The sequence below is a fragment of the Mesorhizobium sp. RIZ17 genome (assembly GCF_051127865.1).
Lineage (GTDB): Bacteria > Pseudomonadota > Alphaproteobacteria > Rhizobiales > Rhizobiaceae > Mesorhizobium > Mesorhizobium humile.
Genome location: NZ_CP147861.1, coordinates 2,162,031 through 2,181,394 on the forward strand (window position 1 = coordinate 2,162,031; position 19,364 = coordinate 2,181,394).

The following is a 19,364-nucleotide window of genomic DNA, read 5'->3' on the forward strand; positions in this document are numbered from 1 at the left end:
CGCCTCCGCTTTCGCCAATTGCCAACGTTGAAAACGGGGAGCCGGCGCCGAAACCGCCAATCTCCCCCCTTGAGGGGGAGATGTCCGGCAGGACAGAGAGGGGGGCCGTAGAACGCCGTCGCCACAGGTTAGCCCTCCCTCTAGCAGCCCTCGCCCTCCTCCCCACCCCCGCCTTCGCCCACGCCTCGGACCGCGGCCACGTCCTGCTTCTCCCGACCGGCTACTACCTCGTCGGCGGCGCGCTGGCGGTCGCCGTCAGCTTCCTCGTCCTGGCGCTGCTGCCGCCCGCCACCCTCGACAATTTCTGGCGCCGGCGCCTGCCGCTGTCCACCTTCGGCGACGCTCCGCGCACCCTCATCAGCCTGCTTTCCTTTGCCGGCTTCGCGCTGCTCGTCGCCGCCGGCGTCCTCGGCAGCCGTGATCCGCTCTCCAACCCGCTGCCGCTGATGGTCTGGACGCTGCTTTGGGCCGGCTTCACCCTGCTGCAAGGCATCTTCGGCGACCTCTGGGCGTGGCTCAACCCGTGGTATGGACCGTGGCGCGTCGTAAGCCGGCTCTTCGGCCGACACGGCGATGAAACACAGCCGTCGCGCCTGCCCAACGGGCTCGGCTTCTGGCCGACCTTCGTGCTGTTCTTCGCCTTCGCCTGGTTCGAGCTGATCGATCCCGCCCCCGACGATCCCGCGCGGCTGGCATACGCTGCCGGCATCTATTGGCTGGCCAGCTACATCGCCATGCTCGTCGTCGGCTACGACGATTGGAGCAAACGTGGCGAATTCCTGACTGTCTTCTTCGCCATGGTCGCCCGCTTTGCGCCCTTTGAGCGTCACGAAGGCCGCCTCTCGCTCGGCTGGCCCGGCGCCAAGCTGCTGGCAGCCGAGCCGCTGCCGCCAAGCGGCACGGCCTTTCTCCTCCTGGCGCTATCCTCGGTATCCTTCGACGGCCTGTCGAAGACCTTCTTCTGGCTGGGTCTCTTCGGCATCAACCCGCTGGAGTTTCCCGGCCGCACCGCGCTGATCGGCATCGGCAGCTTCGGCCTCGTCCTGACCTTCATCCTGCTCGCGGTGGTGTTCGCGTTGGCCGTATTTCTCGGCCAGCGCCTCGCCGGTGATGCGCAGTCGTTCGGAAAAGCCGCCGGCCTGCTGGTCTGGTCGATCGTGCCGATCGCGCTTGCCTACCACATCGCGCATTACCTCACCGTGCTGCTGGTCGACGGCCAGTACGCCCTGGTCGCGCTGTCCGACCCGTTCGCGCTTGGCTGGAACCTGTTCGGCACGGCCAACAGGATGGTCGAGGCCGGCGTCGTTGCCGGCGCCGAATCCGCCTGGTGGCTGTGGAATGTCCAGGCGGGTGTCATCATCGCCGGCCATGTGCTGGCCGTGCTCGTCGCGCACGGCCTCGCCTGGCGTCTGCACAAGCAGCCGTCGCGCGCGGCGCTCAGCCAGCTCCCTCTCACCCTGTTGATGATCGCCTACACGATATTAGGCCTTTGGTTGCTTGCCACGCCGACCGCCGGATGAGACAAGGGCGCGCCTCCGGTGCCGTCAGGTAAGCTCGCTTGCCACGTCGCGGCTTTGGTGATTTAGTTTGTACACATGCAATTTTTCCATCCTTCGGAAGGGGATGGTTTAGCCGCCTTATCGCTGGTCAAGACTGAAAAACAGGGGAACGGACATGGCTGACAAGAACGGATTTTTCGACCTCTCCAAGACGACGCTGTCGCGCCGCACGGCGCTGAAGGGCATGGCCGCCGGTGCCGGTCTCGCGCTGGCGCCGGGCTTCGTCCGCTACAGCCAGGCGCAGAGCTCGGCGCCGATCAAGATCGGCTTCCAGTCACACCGCACCGGCATCGGCGCCGCCTATGGCCGCTGGTATGAGAAGACGAGCGCCGCCGCCGTCAAGGCGATCAACGATGCCGGCGGCATCAGCGGCCGCCAGGTCGAGCTGGTGATCGAGGATGACGGCACCGATCCGGCGCGCGGCGCCGAGGTGGTCGCGAAATTCGCCAAGCAGCACAAGACCGACATCGTCTTCGGCACTTTGTTCTCGCATGTCGTGATAGGCTCGGCGCCCGCCGCCGGCGAGAACAAGATCCCCTATTTCGTGGTCAGCGAGGGCCACCACGTCGCCTCCACCAAGCTCAACCGCTACGTCTTCCAGCCCGGCATCACCGACGTGAAAAGCCAGATCCAGTCGATGGCCCCGTGGATCGCGACGAACGCCGGCAAGAAGGTGACGCAGATCTTCCCCGACTTCGCCTTCGGCTACGATCACCGCGACTACCTGCCGCCGGCGCTGAAGGCGCAAGGCGCCGAGGTGATCGCCCAGATCGCCATCCCGCCGACGGAGAGTTCCTTCACGAAGTACTTCCCGCAGATCCCGGCCGAGACCGAGGTGATCTACCACGTCATGGTCGGCCCAGCCGTGCTCACCTTCGTCAAGGAACTCGGCGAATTCTACGGTTCGCAACGGCCGCAGCTCTTCGGCTTCATGGATTCGCTGGAGGCCACCGACATCAACAGCCCCGGCCTCGAATTCCTCGACGGCAGCCATTTCTGGGAAGGCTCGCCGCGCTATGCGCAGCCGGATGATTCCGCCGCGCAGAAAGCCTATCGCGCCGCCGTCGGCATCGATGACAATGGTGCTGCCGTCGGCGATGCCAAGGACGTTTCCACCGCCTCGCATATGTTCGGCTGCTGGGAGACGCTCTACGTCGTCAAGAAGGCGATGGAAGATGCCGGCTACAAGGGACCGGAGGACCGCGCCAAGCTGGTCGAGGCGACCGAGGCGCTGAAGGAATTCGCCGAAGGGCCGGAACATCCGCAGGGACCGAAGACCTTCAACGGCAAGATCCACCAGTGCTTCGGCATCCAGAACATCTCCAAGGTCGAAGGCGGCAAGCTCAAGGTCGTGCACAAGACCAAGATCGAGGACGGCCTCTACGAGCCGGAAGGGGATTACACCACGCAGGCGCTGTAGGGTCATTCCAACCAGCGTGCGCGCCCAGGCCCCCCTCTCTGTCCTGCCGGGCATCTCCCCCTCAAGGGGGGAGATCAGCAGCTCATGCGAAGGCGGCCATCTGTCGGCCTTTGCGATTGGCGAAAGCGGTAGGGACAGCCAATCTCCCCCCTTGAGGGGGAGATGCCCGGCAGGGCAGAGAGGGGGGTCTCGCGCCTCCGTTGGCGTATAGTCCATGCACTTCGGACCCCATCTCCTCCTCGCCGCCCTCGAAGGCCTCGTCACCTCCGCCGTATTGGCGCTGACGGCGCTCGGCCTGTCGCTGGTGTTCGGCGTCATGCGCGTCGTCAACGTCGCCCATGGCGAGTTCTTCATGCTGGGCGCGGTGCTGGCCTGGGCAGTCTCGACGGCAATCGCGGGCCATCCGGCGATCGGTTTCGTGGCAGCACTTGTGATCGCGCCCTTGCTCGTCGGGCTGGTCGCGCTGATCGCCGAATGGCTGGTGCTGCGCCGGCTCAACTACAACCCCGAGAGCACCATCGTTGCCACCATCGGCATGCTCTACATCATCCAGCAGCTGGCGCTGACCTTCTACGGCCCGGAAGCGCGCCCGGTGGAGCCGCCCTTCAGCTACCGCATCCTTTTGCCGTGGTTCGGCTATTCCGGCTACAAGCTGTCAGTGGTTGCCGCTTCCGCCATTCTGCTCGTCATCACCTGGCTGGTGCTGACGCGCACGAAGATCGGCCTGATCATGCGCGCCACGCAATATGACCGCGAGACGGCGCAGGCCTTCGGCATTCCGGTCGAGCGCGTTTATGCCGGCGTCTTCGCCATCGGCGCCATGCTGGCGGCGATCGCCGCGGTGCTGATCGTGCCGATCAGCCAGGCACATTACCTGATGGGGCAGGACCCGCTGCTTTTGTCCTTCATCGTCGTCATCATCGGCGGCCTCGGCTCCCTGCGCGGCACGGTGGTCGCCGCCATCCTGATCGGCCTTTCCGACGGCATCATCTCGATGTTCTTCTCGCCGACCCTGGCCAAGATCATCGCCACGCTGGTGGTAGCCATGGTGCTGGTGTTCCGGCCGCAAGGCCTGTTCGGGACCACGTCCAGATGAAGGATGCTTCGCCGGCAAAGACCTACGCGCTGCATATCGGCGTCATCGCGCTTCTCTTCGCGCTGAACTTCGTCCTGCCGGACTACCACCAGGGCCTGTTCGCCCGCATCATGGCGCTGGCGGTCTTTGCCATGGGCTACAATCTGCTCTTCGGCTATGTCGGCCTGCTCAGCCTCGGCCACGCCATGTTCTTCTCGGCCGGCCTCTATGGCGCGGGCTTGACCGTCTATCACCTCGGCTGGGGTGTGCCGGAAGCCTTCGTCGCAGGGGTCGCCTGCGGCGCGCTGCTCGCTCTGGCCGTCGGCGTGCTGGCGCTGCGCACCTCAGGCGTGGCGTTCATGATCGTCACCATGATGTTCGCGCAGGTCTTCTTTCTGCTCATCCTCTATTTCGCCGCCTGGACTGGCGGCGACCAGGGCCTGGTCATCCAGCAGGCGTCACGAGTGATTTCGATCGGCGGCGCCTCCCTCGACCTGACGAATTCGACCGTGCGCTACATGAGCGCGCTGGCGCTGTTCTCTGTCGTGCTTCTCATCACCTTAGCCATCGTCCGCTCCCGCTTCGGCCGTGTGCTGGTCGCCATCCGCGAGAATGAGGAACGGACAAAAATGCTTGGCTACGACACAGTCGCCAACAAGCTCGCGGCGGTCGTGGCCTCCGGCGCCATCTGCGCGGCCTCGGGCGCGGCCTATGCCTTGCTGTTCGGCTATGTCGGATCGAGCTTCGCCTCGGTGCAGTATTCCATCCTGCCGCTGCTCTGGGTGCTGCTCGGCGGTGCCGCGTCCACGCTCGGGCCGCTGATCGGCACGCTGTTCATGTATTACGTCACCGACATCACCAGCGGATTCACTTCCGCCTATCTCCTGATCGTCGGCGTGGCGCTCATCCTGCTCGTCCTGTTTGCCCCGAAGGGCATCATGGGCAGCATTCGTGAGCGCTGGCTGGGGTGGCTGCCATGATGCCGCTGCTCACCACCAAAGGCCTGTCGCGCCAGTTCGGCGGCCTGCGCGCGGTCGACGGCGTCGACTTCACGCTGATGCCGGGCGAAATCCGCGCCATCATCGGCCCGAACGGCGCCGGCAAGACCACCTTCGTCAGCCTGCTCTCGGGCCGCATCCGGCCGTCGTCGGGCGCAATCGTCTTCGACGGCGCCGACATCACGACGATGCCGGCTTACAAGCGGGTTCGCCTCGGCGTCGCCTATACTTTCCAGATCACCAGCGTCTTCGCCAACCTCACCGCCTTCGACAATGTCGCGCTGCCGGTGCAGCGCACGCTGACGGACGGCCGCACGAAGGGGCAGGTCAGGACCGGCGTGATGGCGGCGCTCGAACGCACCGGCCTTGCCGACCGCGCCGGCACGCCGGCGGGGCAGCTTTCCTATGGCCACCAGCGCCTGCTCGAAGTCGCGATGGGCTTGGCGCTGAAGCCGCGCCTGCTGATCCTCGACGAGCCGACGCAAGGCCTTGCCGACAGCGAGATCGACAATTTCATCACGCTGGTGCGCGAGATCGCCAAGGGCGCAACGGTGCTCCTGATCGAGCACAACATGCCGGTGGTCATGCAGCTTGCCGGCCGCATCACCGTCTTCAATTCGGGAAAGATCCTCGCCGAAGGCACGCCGGAGCAGATCCGCGCCGACCGCCAAGTCCAGGACGCCTATCTCGGAGCGACCCATGGCTGAGTCCGTTAGAGCCGATGGCGGATTGCTCACCATTTCCGGGCTCGACTGCTTCTATGGCGAGGTGCAGGTGCTCTACGGCCTCGACCTGGCCCTGAACAAGGGCGAGGTGCTGTGCCTGTTCGGTCGCAACGGAGCCGGCAAGACGACGACGTTGAAGGCGATCATGGGTCTGGTGCCGGCGGCTGCCGGCTCGATCAGGCTGGACGGCAAGGAGCTGACCGGGCTCGCCGCGCATGAGGTGCCGAAGGCCGGCGTCGCCTATGTGCCGCAGGGCAGGCGGCTGTTCGCCGAGATGACGGTGGCGGAAAACATCGAGATCGGCCTGATGGCGCGTGGCAAGGGCAAGCAGACCCGCGAGAGCGTGCTCGATCTCTTCCCGCTGCTCATGGAGCGGCTGAGGCAGCGTTCCGGCACGCTCTCGGGCGGCGAGCAGCAGATGCTGGCGATGGCCCGGGCGCTCTGCCTCGAGCCGCAGGTGCTCTTGCTCGACGAGCCGACCGAAGGGCTGATGCCGTCGATGATCGCCAAGATCCGCGAGACGGTGGCGAAGCTGCGCGATCTAGGCGTCTCGACCATCCTGGTCGAGCAGCGCGTCGACGCGGTGCTCTCGGTCGCCGATCGGGTTTGCTTCATCGAGAACGGCCGCAACCGCGAGACGGTCGATGTCGAGGCTTTGCGGGCAGACCCGTCAGCCGTGCGCCGCTATGTCGGCGTGGGCTAGAGCAGTTCCAGGAAAAGTGTGAAACGGTTTTCCGTCCGGAATTGCGTAAAAACAATGAGATAGAGCGGTTCGGCGATTCTGTGAAATGCTGAACCGCTCTAGGCGCCCAGCGCGCCGACCGATTTCGCGCGCAGAAATGCAAGGCCGGCGATTGCGAGATCGCCTACCGCGATGCCGCGGAACGCGAAAGCGGTTCGCTCAGCTGCACTCTGGCGACCCGGCACATCGCCTCCAACCAAACCTGTCAGGTCGCCCACAATGAGTTCGGGCTTCACCATCGGTTTGCTCATCTGCGCCTCTTGCGCCAGGTCGTCTATGACGATGCGATCGAAGGCAGCCATGCTTTCCGGCAGCCAGGGCAGGGCCAGATCGGTCATGGTCACAAAAACGCCGGCCTTCAGCCAGCGCGCATCCAAAAATGGAGCGGGCTCAGGCACCAGGGTGACCGTCGTCACCACGATGTCTGCTGCTTCGACCGCCGCCTTGGCGGTATCGCAGGACGTCGCGGTAAGGCCGCGCATCTCAGCCATACGACAGAATGCGTCGCGGCTGGCTTTGCCCCGACTGAAGGCCCTGATCTCCTGCAAAGGGAAAAGGTCGGCCAGGACCTCGAGATGGCCGCGCGCCTGAACGCCGCATCCGATGAACGCGACGCTTGTCGAGCCGGCCCGGGCCAGTCGCCGTGCCGCCACGGCGCTCAGGCCGGCCGTGCGCTTCTCCGTCACCCAATTGCCGTCGACCACGGCAAGCGGCAGCCCCGTCTCGGCGTCGAGAAGGGTGACGATCGAGTTAAGGGTTGCAAGTCCGCGCTCGGCATTGCGAGGGTTGACCACCAGCGATTTGGTCGCCAGCACCCGGGGCTCGGTCGCGACACCGAGTGTGGCCATGATGTAGCGGTCGTCGCCTGGCCGCACCACCGCCTTCGGCGCGCACCATACCTCGCCTCGCCTTTGACCGCTGATCTGCCGCTCGATTTCGTCGACCACATCGGCGGTCGAAATCGCCAGGCGGTCCAGGAACCCGGCTGACAGATAGGGCAGGCTTTCAGCTTGAATGGTCATTATCGCCCCCACGAATGGCTTGCCTTGGATAAGCACTCCCCGGCGATGGTTTCCCAGCTCACCTGAAAAACAAGAACCCGGCAATCAAGAACGTCGGGATCAGCACCAGGCCGGACCACATCATATAGCCGAAGAAGCCCGGCATCTTGAAGCCGCGGTGCCTGGCGATGGCAAAGACCATGAAGTTGGGCGCGTTGCCGATATAGGTGTTGGCGCCCATGAACACCGCGCCGGCCGAGATTGCGGCCAGCGTCGAGGCGGCCTCCGTCATCAGGTGCCTGGCATCGCCGCCGGCAAGCTCGAAGAACACCAGATAGGTCGGCGCGTTGTCGAGGAAGGATGACAATGCCCCGGTCAGCCAGAAATAGGCGAGGTTGTTCGGCTGGCCGTCGGCGGAGGTGACCAGCGACACCAGCGGCGCCAGCGCACCGTCGTGGCCGGCGCGCAGGATGGCGATGACCGGCACGATGCAGACGAAAATGCCGGCAAAGAGTTTCGCCACCTCGGCGATCGGCCCCCAGGTGAAGCCATTCGCTTCGCGATGGCTCTTGTACGAGACTTTTAGCGACAGGAAGGCCAGCGCCAGGATGATGGCGTCGCGCACCAGGTTCTGCAGCTCGAGGCTGACGCCGAGGATCGGGATGCCGATGCCCGGCTTCCAGCTCGCCGAAAGCAGGATCGCGCCGATGACGCCGGCGAGCAGGGGCAGGTTGGCCAGGCCGCGCAGGCGCACTTTCGAATCAGGCGTCGGATCCTTGATCTTCGGCATGCCGCCCTCACGGCGGTGCAGCACGATATCGAGCGCCAGGAAGACGATGAGCACCAGTCCGCCGGTGAACAGCGTCTCGCGCCACAGGCTCGCGGTCGTCCAGAAGAAGTCGACGCCGCGCAGGAAGCCGACGAACAAGGGCGGGTCGCCGAGCGGGGTCAGCGAGCCGCCGATGTTGGAGACCAGGAAGATGAAGAAGATCACCACATGCGCGTTGAACGGTCGGTTGTCATTGGCGCGCAGCATCGGCCGGATCAGGATCATCGAGGCGCCGGTCGTGCCGATGACCGAGGCAAGGAGCGCGCCGATCAGCAGCAGGCCGGCATTGGTGAGCGGCGTGCCGTGGATGTTGCCGGCAAGCAGGATGCCGCCCGAGATCGTGTAGAGCGCGAACAACAGGATAATGAAGGACAGATATTCGGTGAGCAGCGTGTGCAGCACCGCTTCGCCTGCCGAAGCAAGGCCGAAGGCGACCGCCAGCGGCACGACCACCAGAGCGGCCCAGGCGGCGGCGATCTTGCCGTAGTGATGTTCCCAGACATGATGAAAGAGCAGTGGCCCGGTCGCGATCGACAAGAGCAGGCCGGCGAAGGGAAGTGCCCACCACAGCGACATCGCGGCGCCGGGCAGCTCGTGGAGCTCGGAGGCCGCCGCTTGTGCTGGAGATAGCAGCGCCATGGCGAGCGCGGCGAACGGAAGAAACCGGCTAATCCGGCCCCCGTGGGCCTTCCCTTCTCCCCTTGTGGGAGAAGGTGGATCGGCGCGATAGCGCCGAGACGGATGAGGGGTGCTCCAGCGGAGTGAGACGCTGGTGGCATCTGGAGCCCCCCTCATCCGTCGCCTTCGGCGACACCGCCCGGCCCTTCGCAGGCTCAGGGCGTTCGAAGCTCGAAAAACCAAGCAATTGGCTTTTCGTCCGCTGCGCGGACCGCTTCTCACCCCACAAGGGGAGAAGGGGGAGCCCGCATCCCGGCGCTGCAAGTTGACAATCCGGGTGAGGGGGTCTCCCCACGCGGAAGGAATCTTCGCCTTCCCCACAGCCCGGTCAGTCCGCCGAATGGTCTTCGAGCGTCACGCCGGCTTCGTCCATCCGCTTCAGCATCATCTCGACCGAACCGTTGAGGTCGATGCCGCGGCAGGCGTCGAGCCGCACCGTTGTCTTAAAGCCCTGCTTCACCGCGTCGAGCGCCGAGAAGGCGACGCAGAAGTCGGCGGCGAGGCCGACCAGGGTGATCGTGTCGATGCCGCGTTCCTTCAGATAGCCTCCGAGGCCGGTCGGCGTCGTGTGATCGTTCTCGAAGAAGGCCGAATAGGAGTCGATCGCCGTGCGGAACCCTTTGCGGACCACCAGTTCGGCCTTGGTCCAGGCAAGCCCGGAATGGAAATCGGAGCCGAGACTGCCCTGGATGCAATGATCCGGCCACAGCGTCTGCGGCCCGTAGGGCATCTCGATCGTTTCAAAGGCCTGCTTGCCGGGATGGCTGGAGGCGAAGCTCGAATGGCCGGCGGGGTGCCAGTCCTGCGTCAGGATCACATGCTCGCTGCGCCGGATCAGGTCGTTGACCAAAGGCACGATCTCGTCGCCGCCGGCAACCGCCAGCGCGCCGCCGGGACAAAAATCGTTCTGCAGGTCGATGACGATGAGCGCTTCTTCGGCCATGCGGCTCCCTCTCGTTTCAGCCCTCTCGTCCGGCTTGGGCTCCAGTCAAAAAGCCGCTCACGCGACCGGACACGGAACCTTGACCAGATGGCCGGCGGCGTCAACCTCCGGCGCCATAACAATCGCGTTGAGGTCTTGGCGGCGCAAACTCCGGCTTTGACAATTGCGACCGGCCTGATATCATTTGCATACGAATGAATTTGACCGGTCTGGAGACCGGCAAGAAGACCCGAAGCCGGCACTTCGGGAGGCCACGGGAAGGCCTAAGCTCTGGGAAGGCCCTTTTCGGGAAGGCAAAGCGTGATCCGTTACGCGAAACCCACCACGGTCGACGAGGCGCTCGCTTTGCTTGGCGAGGATCGCTGGCGCATTCTGGCCGGCGGCACGGATTTCTATCCGGCGCAGGGCGCCAAACCCTTCCGCGACAACATCCTCGACATCAACGGTCTCGCCGAACTGCGCGGCATCGCCGAGACGGGCGATCATTGGCGGATCGGCGCCCGCACGACCTGGACCGACATCGTGCGCCACTCCTTGCCGGCGTCATTCGACGCGTTGAAATCGGCCGCACGCGAGGTCGGCTCGGTCCAGATCCAGAATGTCGCTTCCGTTGCCGGCAATCTCTGCAACGCCTCGCCTGCGGCCGACGGCGTACCGGCGCTGCTGACGCTCGACGCCGACATCGAATTGCGCTCGGCGAAAGCCATCCGCCATCTGCCGCTCGGCGCGTTCATCCTCGGCAATCGTCGCACGGCGCTGCAGCCCGGCGAGATGGTCACCGCCATTCGCGTGCCGAAGCGTTCCGGCATCGGCGCCTCAGCCTTCGTCAAGCTCGGCGCCCGCCGCTATCTTGTCATCTCGATCGCCATGGCCGCGGCGCGGCTCGTGGTCGAGAATGGCGTCGTCGCCGAAGCGGCGATCGCCGTCGGCTCCTGCTCGGCGGTCGCCCGCCGTCTCGCCGGGGTCGAAGCGGCCCTGCGCGGGCGCCCGATCGATGAGGCACTCGCCGAAGCGGCGCTGTCCGCGCCGATCGACGAACTGTCGCCGATCGCCGATGTGCGCGGCAGCGCCGAGTACCGGGAGCAAGCGGCGCGCGAGATCGTCGCTCGCGCGGTGCGCGCCGCAATCGACCCCGGTGAAGGCAAGGTGGCCGCATGAGCATTGCCCAGTCCGGCATGACCCGATCCGGCGTGGCCCAGTCCGGGGTGGCCCAGTCCGGCATGGCCCAATCCGGCATGGAGCGCGCCGACATTGCCTTCGAGGTCAACGGCGCTGCTGTCAACGTGTCGGTGCCGCCGGTGCGCCGCCTGTCGCAGGTTTTGCGCGACGAGCTGCGGCTGACCGGCACCAAGGTCGGCTGCGATGCCGGCGATTGCGGTGCCTGCACCGTGCTGGTCGACGGCAATCCGGTCTGCGCCTGCCTGATGCCGGCGGCCTCGGTGTCCGGCGCTTCCGTCACCACCGTCGAAGGCCTTGCCAATGGCCGGCTGTCCGCCCTGCAGGCCTCGTTCCTAGAGCATGGCGCCGCGCAATGCGGCATCTGCACGCCTGGCCTGCTGGTCGCGGCCACCGCGCTTCTAGAACGCAACCCCACGCCGAGCGAGGCCGAGACGCAGGACGCGCTGGGTGGCGTGCTTTGCCGCTGCACCGGCTACAGGAAGATCGTCGCGGCGGTGATGGGTGCCTCGCGGCATATGAACGACATCGATCATCGTCTGCCCGAAGCCGGGCGTGCGGTTGGCGCCTCTCCCATCCGTCTCGACGGCGTGCCGAAAGTCACGGGCGACGAGATGTTCGGCGGCGATTCCTTTCCGGCCGATGCCCTGGCGGTGCTTGTCGTCCGCTCGCCGCATTATCATGCCCGCTTCAGCTTCGGCGACCTTGACGCCTGGACCAAGGCGCATCCCGGCATCGCCGGCGTCTTCACCGCCGCCGACATTCCTGGCAAGAATTGCTTCGGCGTCATCGGCCCCTTTGCCGACCAGCCGGCGCTGGCCGAGGGCTTTGCCCGTCTGCGTGGCGAGGCGGTGGCGCTGGTGGCGGGCGAACGCGAGGCGATCGTCGATCTCGACCTGACGGATTTTCCGATCTCATGGACGGAACTGCCGCATGTTCTGCAGCCTGGCGAGGCGAAGGCCGAGGGGGCCGCGCTGATCCACAGCCACCGGCCGGCGAACCTGCTCACCTCCGGCTATGTCGAGCGCGGCGATCCTGAAGGAGCGCTGGCGGCTTCCGCTGCCACCGTGTCGGGGACCATCGAGACCTCCTTTGTCGAGCACGCCTATATCGAGCCGGAAGCCGGCTACGCCTATATGGATGGCGACACGCTGGTCGTCGTCGCCTGCACCCAGGCGCCCTATATGGACCGCGACGAGACGGCGAAGGTGCTGGGCCTTGCCGTCGACAAGGTGCGCATCGTGCCGACCGCCACCGGCGGTGGCTTCGGCTCGAAGCTCGATGTCTCGCTGCAGCCGCTCATCGGCCTCGTGGCGATGAAGACCGGGCGGCCGGCGGCACTTGCCTACACGCGCAACGAATCGATGATGTCGACCACCAAGCGCCACCCGGCCGAGATGAAGGCGACCATCGGCGCCGATGCCGAAGGCCGCGTCACCGGCATGGTCTTCGAGGGCGATTTCAACACAGGTGCTTACGCAAGCTGGGGGCCGACAGTCGCCAACCGCGTACCGGTGCATGCCTCCGGCCCCTATCTGACGCCGAACTACCGCGCCGCCGGCTATGCCATCCACACCAACGGCCCGATCGCCGGCGCCTTCCGCGGCTTCGGCGTGCCGCAGGCGACCATCATGCAGGAAACGCTCTATGACGAGCTCGCCGGCAAGCTGGGCATCGATCGGCTGGATTTCCGCCTGAAGAACTGCCTGCGCGACGGCTGTGAAACGGTCACCGGCCAGCGCCTCGACTCGGGCGTCGGCATCGGCGAATGCCTAGAGCAGCTTCAACCGCATTGGGCACGTGCGCTGGCCGACGCTGAGACCTTCAATGCCAACAACACGGCAAGCAAGCGCGGCGTCGGCGTCGCCTCCTGCTGGTATGGCTGCGGCAACACCTCGCTGCCCAATCCCTCGACCATCAAGGTCGGCATCTCGGCCCTCGGCGACGTTGTCCTGCACCAGGGCGCCGTCGATATCGGCCAGGGCTCCAACACGGTCATCTCCCAGATCTGCGCCGACGCGCTCGGCCTGCCGCTGGACAGGTTCAGGCTGAAGAGCGCCGACACCGCCATCACGCCCGACGCCGGCAAAACATCCGCCTCTCGGCAGACCTTTGTAACCGGCAAGGCGGCGGAGAAGGCAGGCCGGGCGCTGCGCGAAAAAATCCTGCGCTTCGCCAATGTCTCCGATCAGGCGACGATCACGCTCGACGGCGCGAACCTATCCATCCGCGAAGGCGATGCCGCGCGGCGCATCGATCTTGCGGCGCTAAAGGCCGATGCCGACGGCCTGGTGTTCGTCGCGGAAGAAACCTACGACCCGCCCACGCTGCCGCTCGACGCCAAGGGGCAAGGCAAACCCTATGCCGTCTATGGCTATGGCGCGCAGATCGCCGAGCTCGAGGTCGACCTCAAGCTGGGCACGGTGAAACTGATCAGGATCACCGCCGCGCATGATGTCGGCAAGGCGATCAACCCGGTGCTGGTCGAAGGTCAGATCGAAGGCGGCATCGCCCAGGGCATCGGCATGGCGCTGATGGAGGAATACATCCCCGGCCGCACCGAGAACCTGCACGATTACCTTATCCCGACCATCGGCGACGTGCCGCCGGTCGAGCATATTCTGGTCGAGGTTCCGGATCCGGAAGGGCCCTTCGGCGCCAAGGGCCTGGGCGAACATGTGCTGATCCCGACGGCACCGGCGATCCTCAACGCCATCCGCCACGCCACCGGCGTCCTGGTCACCAAGGTGCCGGCGACGCCGAGCCGCATCCTGGCGGCGATCCGCGAGAAGGAGGCGCGCCGATGAGCGAGCTTGCCGAACGTTTCGAAACCCACGATCCCGGCGAGAAGCAGGTGGCGGAAAAGATCCGCTGCGATGCCTGTCCGGTCATGTGCTACATCGCCGATGGCCGCACCGGCGCCTGCGACCGCTACGGCAATGTCGGCGGCCGCATCGTGCGCATGGACCCGCTGACCATCCTCGATCACGCGGCCGAAACCGGCGGCGCCGTCGTGCCTTTCGTCGCCGAGGGCGAAGCCTGGAATGGCGAGCTGGTCAACACCGGCCGCCGCTTCGTCACGGCGATCGGTGCCGGCACCACCTATCCGGATTATAAGCCGGCGCCCTTCATCGTCAGCCAGGAGGTCGAGGGCGTCGATCTCGTCACCGTCGTCACCGAAGGCATCTTCTCCTATTGCGGCGTCAAGGTGAAGATCGACACCGATCGCCATATCGGCGACGAGACGGCGATCGTGCGCTCGCAAGGCGAAGCGATCGGCCATGTGACGACCGGCGAATATGGCTCGCAGATGCTGTCGCTCGGCGGCGTTCATCACCTCACCGGCGGCTCCAAGGCCGAGGGGCGCGCCACCTGCGACGCAATGCTCAATCTTTGCAACAGGAAGCCGGTCGAGCTCACTATCGACGGTGGCGCGACGGTCATCGTCGAGGCCGGCAAGGCGCCGGTCATCGATGGCAAGGTCGAGCACCGCATGCGCGTCGGCTGCGGCTCGGCCACCATCGGCATGTTCGCCACGCAATGGCGCGGGCTGGTCAACGAGGTCGTGGTGGTCGACGACCACATCACCGGCGTCGTCTCCGAGCATCAGGCCGGCAAGGTGCTGGGCTGGGAGGACACCGGGATAAAGATCATCGGCCGTCGCTCGACCCCCGGCCGCTATTTCAAGGTCTCGGAACCCGGCCTCGGCTGGGGTGGGACGACGATCTCCGACCCGCTGTCGATCCTCGGCGACTGGAACGCCAAGAAGGGCGCGCGTCCCGGCCTGTCCATGCTGATGGTGTCGACCACCGGCGAGCAGTTCGCCTATTACGAGCTGGACGACCAGTTGAAGCCGGTCCAAAAGCCATTTCCCGAGCGGCTGCAAAAGTCCGTCGGCCTGATCGAGGACAATTGCGAGCCGGCTTTGTGCACGGTTCTCTTCATCGGCGGCGCCGGCGGCTCGCTGCGCGCCGGCGTAACCGAAAACCCGGTCAACCTCACCCGCTCGGTGCAGGGCCTGAAGACCTATGTGACGGTCGGCGGCGCGCCGGTCTATGTCTGGCCGGGCGGCGGCATCACGCTGATGGTCGACGTCACCCGCGTGCCGGAAGGCGCTTTCGGCTATGTGCCGACGCCGGCGCTGGTGGCGCCGATCGAGTTCACCATGCGCCGCGACGACTATGTCCGGCTCGGCGGCTATGAGAGCGAGATACGCAGCGTCGAGGATATCCTCGCCAAGGGCGGCGAGTATCTCAATCCGCGCAGCAACACCGGCGCGCCGGCCGGCAATCCCTGGCCGCCGCTGGCGCAACTGCGGCGTTCAGCGGCGAACGGTGCCGGCTGATGAACGGCCCGCAGGCGCATTGGCTTGCCGACGGCAGGCGACTCCATCTCAACCACGGGCCGATCGACCTGGTCGTCGAGGCCTTTGGCGATGCGGATGAATGCCGCGCCGCTTACGAACAGGCAGTCGCCCGCTTTCAGACGATCCTGATCGAGGTGGTCGAAGAGCTGCCCGAACTGCGGCTTCCCGCCTTCTTCCTGGCGCCGCGCAGTTTTGCCGGCCCTACGGCGCGCCGCATGGAAGCGGCCGTCACGTCGCTGGCGGAATGCTTCATCACGCCGATGGCCGCCGTTGCCGGTTCGGTAGCCGACGAAATTCTTGGGGCCCTGCTCGCCGGCCGCCGGCTCGATCGCGCCTACGTCAACAATGGCGGCGATTGCGCCCTCCATCTCGGTGGAAGTCAGTCGATGACGGTCGCGATTGCCGGCACCGGCAATGGCATGGCCGATCGTGTCACCATTCGTGCTCAGGATGGCGTGCGCGGCGTAGCCACCAGCGGCTGGCGCGGGCGCTCGTTTTCGCTGGGCATCGCCGACGCCGTCACGGTGCTGGCGCGCACCGGCGCGGAGGCCGACGCGGCGGCGACGCTGATCGCCAACGCCGTCGACCTGCCTGGACATCCCGCCATCGCCCGCGCCGCGGCGCGCGACCTGGCGCCCGACAGCGATCTCGGTGAGATGCTGGTGACGCAGAGCGTCGGCGCGCTCACGCCCGGCGAGATTGCGCGGGCGCTGGACAACGGCCTTGCCGTCGCCGAAGATTTTCGCCGGCGCGGCCTGATCGCCGCATCGGCGCTGTTCCTGGCGGGCGAGGCCCGCATCAGTGGTTCGGTGGCGCTCGCCGCGCCCAACAAACATAAAGCGAAGGAAACTGCCCATGCCTGACTTTCCGATCCGCAAGGTCGCGGTCCTGACCGAGGAGATTTTTCATGATGGCGGCCCCGTGGCTAAAGAGCCGCGCTTGCGTGCCGCAGCCATGGCTGTGGTGAAAAATCCCTTCGCCGGCCGCTATGTCGAGGATTTGCAGGGCGCGATGGAGGACTTGAAGCCGCTCGGGCTGCTGCTCTCCGACAGGCTGGTCGCGGCGCTCGGCGGCGATGTGAAGAAGATCGACGGCTACGGCAAGGGCGCCATCGTCGGCTCCGCCGGCGAACTGGAGCACGGCGCGCTGTGGCATGTGCCCGGCGGCTACGCCATGCGCGAGCGCCTGGGTGACGCCAAGGCGATCGTGCCGTCGGCGAAGAAGGTCGGCGCCTTCGGCTCGCGGCTCGACGTGCCGCTCGGCCACATCAATGCCGCCTATGTGCGCAGCCATTTCGATGCCATGGAAGTGGGCATCAGCGACGGCCCGCGCCCCGACGAGATCCTGTTTTGCCTCGCCATGACCTGCGGCCCGCGCGTCCACGACCGCATGGGTGGCCTGGCGGCTGAGGACATCAAGGCATGGGACGGCCTGAGATGAGCGGCGAGGACAATCTGCTGCGGCTGGTGGAGGCCGAAGACGGCGACGAGAACAACTACCATCTGCAGGACCAGGTCGGCTTCATCCTGCGCAAGGCTCATCAGCGCCATGTCGCGATCTTCGCCTCGCAGATCGGCGACCTGACGCCGCCGCAATTCGCCGCTCTGGCCAAGCTTCACGATATTGGCGAGACCTCGCAGAACCAGTTGGGGACGCTCATCGCGATGGACGCCGCCACCGTGAAGGGCGTCATCGACCGGCTGAAGGCGCGCGGGCTGGTCGAGGTTTCCAAGCACGAGGTCGACAAAAGGCGGCTGCTGGTCAATCTGACGCCGGAAGGCCGCGCAGCGATCGAGCGGCTGATCCCTTTAGCCCGCACCATCACCGAGGAAACGCTGGCGCCGCTCACGGCCAAGGAAGCGGCGACTTTTCTCAGGTTGCTGGCGAAGCTTGCTTAGCCCCCAACTTCGTCATTCCAGGGCGAAGCAGGAGCGAAGCTCCGTCGCGAAGACCCTGGAATCCATGCCGTTACCTCAGCCGAAGAAAGCAGCGGAGCAGAATTCTGCACCGTGAGCGGCGCTTCTGCGTAACGGCATGGATTCTATGGTCTGCGCGCGTCGCTTCGCTCCTTGCTGCGCCATAGAATGACGACGCGATGCGCGTTGCAGCTAACCTCGAAACAGGCGGATCCAGCGGCGCAGGCATGTTCGCCAGCGCGTCGCCTACACCTCCACCCCAAACATCTTCCTGGCCTGCTCGGCCGTATAATAGCCGAGCCTGACATCTTCTGCGACCTGCTTCGGGTCGCGCTGGCGCGGATCGCCATAGCCGCCGCCGCCCGGCGTGCCGACGCGCACGCGGTCGCCGGCCTTAAGCGCGATGTCCTGCTCCTTGGAAAGATGGGGCGGCACATGCGCTTCGCCGCCCCGGAACACGGTCACGCTGTTCGGCGCGCCGTCCCGGCCGCCCAACGCGCCCTGCGGCCCGAAGCGGCCATGATCCATGACGAAGGACGCGCGCGCCTCGCCGCGCAATATCTCGACCTCATAGGCGAGCCCGAAGCCGCCGCGATGCTTGCCCGCGCCGCCGGAGCCTTCGCGCAGCGCATAATGCCGGTAGAGCACCGGAAAAGCCTGCTCCATGATCTCGACCGGCGGCGACTTCGAAATGCCGATCGTCGAGCAGCCATTGCTTAGTCCGTCGTGGTCGGCATTACCGCCATAGCCGCCGCCGGAGATCTGGTACATGACATAGTCGCGGCCGCGCGCCGGATCGTTGCCGCCAAGCGCGAAATTGCCGCTGGAGCCGGCGGGCGCCGCCGTCACCTTTTCCGGCAGTGCCTGCACCATCGCTGCGAACACCGCTTCGGCGATGCGCTGCGACACCTCGGCCGCGCAGCCCGACACCGGTCGCGGATATTTGGCGTCGAGGAACGTGCCTTCCGGCCGTTTGACGTTCAGCGGCTCGAAAGCGCCGGCACTGATCGGCACTTCCGGGAAGATGTGGCGCATGGCGAGGTAGACCGACGACAGCGTGGTCGCCAGCACGCTGTTCATCGGCCCGGCGCAGGGTTTCGACGAGCCAGCAAAGTCGAAGGTCAGCGTATCGCCCTTCTTCTCGACGGCAAGATCTATGGTCAGCGGCTCGTTCACCACCCCGTCGGAATCGACGAAAGCCTGCGAGCGATAGACGCCGTCCGGAATGGCAGCGATCGAGGCGCGCATCTGCTCCGCCGCGCGGCGGCGCAGTTCGGCAATCGCTTCGACGACGGTTTCGTCACCGTAACGATCCAGGATTTCGTTGAGTCTGTCCTGACCGATCAGCAACGCGGCGGCCTGCGCGCGGATATCGCCGATGCGCTGGTCGGCGACCCGGATGTTCGAGCAGATAATGGCGTAGATCTCAGGATCGAGCACGCCCTTCTTGAACAGTTTCACCGGAGGCAGCCTGAGCCCTTCCTGTTCGACCGCGGTGGCCGAGGCGGAGAAACCACCCGGCACCGAGCCGCCGATGTCCGGCCAATGGCCGGTGTTGGAAAGCCAGCAGAAGATCTTGCCGCCGCGGTAGACCGGCATGACGAAGCGCACGTCCATCAGATGCGTGCCGCCGAGATAGGGGTCGTTGACGATGTAAATGTCGCCCGGCTCAGGAGCGAGGCATCGGCCGTCGGCGATCATCTCGATCACGGTCTTCGTCGAATATTGCATGACCCCGACGAATACTGGCAGGCCCTGGCTACCTTGCGCGATCAGCGAGCCGTCGACGGCCGAATAGATGCCATCGGAGCGGTCGTTGGCTTCCGCGATGACCGGCGAGAAGGCCGCTCGGGAAAAGGTCAGGTCCATCTCGTCGCAGACCTGCTGCAGGGCGGCCTGCAACACCGAAAGCGTGATCGTGTCGAGCTTCGCCATC

The 19,364-nt window shown here is 65.9% G+C and carries 16 protein-coding genes; 12 read left to right on the forward strand and 4 right to left on the reverse strand.

Annotated elements, in window-relative coordinates:
* Positions 1-80 precede the first annotated feature (80 nt).
* The 6 genes from WDX12_RS10715 to WDX12_RS10740 all read left to right on the forward strand — a co-directional run bounded on the left by WDX12_RS10715 (position 81) and on the right by WDX12_RS10740 (position 6,480).
* Positions 81-1,520, forward strand: coding sequence for a hypothetical protein (locus tag WDX12_RS10715; protein ID WP_434724839.1), 1,440 nt, complete (start codon positions 81-83; stop codon positions 1,518-1,520).
* Positions 1,521-1,674: 154 nt separating this feature from the next.
* Positions 1,675-2,979, forward strand: a complete 1,305-nt coding sequence (locus tag WDX12_RS10720) for an ABC transporter substrate-binding protein (RefSeq protein WP_434724840.1) — start codon at positions 1,675-1,677, stop codon at positions 2,977-2,979.
* Between the two features lie 214 nt (positions 2,980-3,193).
* A complete protein-coding gene (locus WDX12_RS10725) occupies positions 3,194-4,075 on the forward strand; it encodes a branched-chain amino acid ABC transporter permease (protein WP_434724841.1) in 882 nt (293 codons plus the stop codon).
* A complete protein-coding gene (locus tag WDX12_RS10730) occupies positions 4,072-5,034 on the forward strand; it encodes a branched-chain amino acid ABC transporter permease (RefSeq protein WP_434724842.1) in 963 nt (320 codons plus the stop codon). Before WDX12_RS10725 ends, WDX12_RS10730 begins: the two co-directional genes overlap by 4 nt.
* On the forward strand, positions 5,031-5,759 hold the full coding sequence (locus WDX12_RS10735; protein WP_434724843.1) for an ABC transporter ATP-binding protein: 729 nt from the start codon (positions 5,031-5,033) through the stop codon (positions 5,757-5,759). The genes WDX12_RS10730 and WDX12_RS10735 overlap by 4 nt, the downstream gene beginning before the upstream one ends.
* The gene (locus WDX12_RS10740) at positions 5,752-6,480 is read left to right on the forward strand and encodes an ABC transporter ATP-binding protein (protein WP_434724844.1); all 729 of its coding nucleotides are present in this window, start codon (positions 5,752-5,754) and stop codon (positions 6,478-6,480) included. The genes WDX12_RS10735 and WDX12_RS10740 overlap by 8 nt, the downstream gene beginning before the upstream one ends.
* Before the next feature lie 98 nt (positions 6,481-6,578).
* On the opposite strand, the gene WDX12_RS10745 is transcribed toward WDX12_RS10740, so the two are convergent.
* The 3 genes from WDX12_RS10745 to pncA all read right to left on the reverse strand — a co-directional run bounded on the left by WDX12_RS10745 (position 6,579) and on the right by pncA (position 9,970).
* Complete coding sequence (locus WDX12_RS10745; protein WP_434724845.1) at positions 6,579-7,541, reverse strand: ornithine cyclodeaminase family protein; 963 nt, start codon at positions 7,539-7,541, stop codon at positions 6,579-6,581.
* Positions 7,542-7,599: 58 nt separating this feature from the next.
* A complete protein-coding gene (locus tag WDX12_RS10750; RefSeq protein ID WP_434724846.1) occupies positions 7,600-8,988 on the reverse strand; it encodes a sodium:proton antiporter in 1,389 nt (462 codons plus the stop codon).
* A gap of 367 nt (positions 8,989-9,355) precedes the next feature.
* Positions 9,356-9,970, reverse strand: coding sequence for a bifunctional nicotinamidase/pyrazinamidase (gene pncA, locus WDX12_RS10755; protein WP_434724847.1), 615 nt, complete (start codon positions 9,968-9,970; stop codon positions 9,356-9,358).
* A 300-nt stretch (positions 9,971-10,270) separates the two neighbouring features.
* On the opposite strand from pncA, the gene WDX12_RS10760 reads away from it, so the two are divergent.
* The 6 genes from WDX12_RS10760 to WDX12_RS10785 all read left to right on the forward strand — a co-directional run bounded on the left by WDX12_RS10760 (position 10,271) and on the right by WDX12_RS10785 (position 17,410).
* Positions 10,271-11,128, forward strand: a complete 858-nt coding sequence (locus WDX12_RS10760) for an FAD binding domain-containing protein (protein ID WP_320294099.1) — start codon at positions 10,271-10,273, stop codon at positions 11,126-11,128.
* Between the two features lie 77 nt (positions 11,129-11,205).
* A complete protein-coding gene (locus tag WDX12_RS10765) occupies positions 11,206-13,953 on the forward strand; it encodes a molybdopterin-dependent oxidoreductase (RefSeq protein WP_434725609.1) in 2,748 nt (915 codons plus the stop codon).
* Positions 13,950-15,491: a 6-hydroxynicotinate reductase gene (locus WDX12_RS10770; protein WP_434724848.1), complete on the forward strand. Its 1,542-nt coding sequence runs from the start codon at positions 13,950-13,952 to the stop codon at positions 15,489-15,491. Before WDX12_RS10765 ends, WDX12_RS10770 begins: the two co-directional genes overlap by 4 nt.
* Positions 15,491-16,375 carry a UPF0280 family protein gene (locus WDX12_RS10775; protein WP_434724849.1) on the forward strand — a complete coding sequence of 295 codons (885 nt, stop codon included), beginning with the start codon at positions 15,491-15,493 and terminating at the stop codon, positions 16,373-16,375. Before WDX12_RS10770 ends, WDX12_RS10775 begins: the two co-directional genes overlap by 1 nt.
* Entirely contained in the window at positions 16,368-16,952 is a 585-nt protein-coding gene (locus WDX12_RS10780; protein WP_434724850.1) for an amino acid synthesis family protein, read from the forward strand. Before WDX12_RS10775 ends, WDX12_RS10780 begins: the two co-directional genes overlap by 8 nt.
* Complete coding sequence (locus tag WDX12_RS10785) at positions 16,949-17,410, forward strand: MarR family winged helix-turn-helix transcriptional regulator (protein WP_320294459.1); 462 nt, start codon at positions 16,949-16,951, stop codon at positions 17,408-17,410. The genes WDX12_RS10780 and WDX12_RS10785 overlap by 4 nt, the downstream gene beginning before the upstream one ends.
* A gap of 264 nt (positions 17,411-17,674) precedes the next feature.
* Here WDX12_RS10785 and WDX12_RS10790 read toward each other — a convergent pair whose 3' ends face one another.
* Complete coding sequence (locus WDX12_RS10790; RefSeq protein WP_434724851.1) at positions 17,675-19,363, reverse strand: hydantoinase B/oxoprolinase family protein; 1,689 nt, start codon at positions 19,361-19,363, stop codon at positions 17,675-17,677.
* Position 19,364: the final 1 nt, after the last annotated feature.

What these genes read in the sequence shown, in the direction of transcription:
- WDX12_RS10730 (WP_434724842.1), top strand. Translation starts at nt 4,072, where the DNA reads ATGAAGGATGCTTCGCCGGCAAAGACCTACGCGCTGCATATCGGCGTC.
- pncA (WP_434724847.1), bottom strand. Translation starts at nt 9,970, where the DNA reads ATGGCCGAAGAAGCGCTCATCGTCATCGACCTGCAGAACGATTTTTGT.
- WDX12_RS10750 (WP_434724846.1), bottom strand. Translation starts at nt 8,988, where the DNA reads ATGGCGCTGCTATCTCCAGCACAAGCGGCGGCCTCCGAGCTCCACGAG.
- WDX12_RS10780 (WP_434724850.1), top strand. Translation starts at nt 16,368, where the DNA reads ATGCCTGACTTTCCGATCCGCAAGGTCGCGGTCCTGACCGAGGAGATT.
- WDX12_RS10725 (WP_434724841.1), top strand. Translation starts at nt 3,194, where the DNA reads ATGCACTTCGGACCCCATCTCCTCCTCGCCGCCCTCGAAGGCCTCGTC.
- WDX12_RS10720 (WP_434724840.1), top strand. Translation starts at nt 1,675, where the DNA reads ATGGCTGACAAGAACGGATTTTTCGACCTCTCCAAGACGACGCTGTCG.
- WDX12_RS10765 (WP_434725609.1), top strand. Translation starts at nt 11,206, where the DNA reads ATGGAGCGCGCCGACATTGCCTTCGAGGTCAACGGCGCTGCTGTCAAC.
- WDX12_RS10745 (WP_434724845.1), bottom strand. Translation starts at nt 7,541, where the DNA reads ATGACCATTCAAGCTGAAAGCCTGCCCTATCTGTCAGCCGGGTTCCTG.
- WDX12_RS10775 (WP_434724849.1), top strand. Translation starts at nt 15,491, where the DNA reads ATGAACGGCCCGCAGGCGCATTGGCTTGCCGACGGCAGGCGACTCCAT.
- WDX12_RS10790 (WP_434724851.1), bottom strand. Translation starts at nt 19,363, where the DNA reads ATGGCGAAGCTCGACACGATCACGCTTTCGGTGTTGCAGGCCGCCCTG.
- WDX12_RS10735 (WP_434724843.1), top strand. Translation starts at nt 5,031, where the DNA reads ATGATGCCGCTGCTCACCACCAAAGGCCTGTCGCGCCAGTTCGGCGGC.
- WDX12_RS10740 (WP_434724844.1), top strand. Translation starts at nt 5,752, where the DNA reads ATGGCTGAGTCCGTTAGAGCCGATGGCGGATTGCTCACCATTTCCGGG.
- WDX12_RS10715 (WP_434724839.1), top strand. Translation starts at nt 81, where the DNA reads ATGTCCGGCAGGACAGAGAGGGGGGCCGTAGAACGCCGTCGCCACAGG.
- WDX12_RS10770 (WP_434724848.1), top strand. Translation starts at nt 13,950, where the DNA reads ATGAGCGAGCTTGCCGAACGTTTCGAAACCCACGATCCCGGCGAGAAG.
- WDX12_RS10785 (WP_320294459.1), top strand. Translation starts at nt 16,949, where the DNA reads ATGAGCGGCGAGGACAATCTGCTGCGGCTGGTGGAGGCCGAAGACGGC.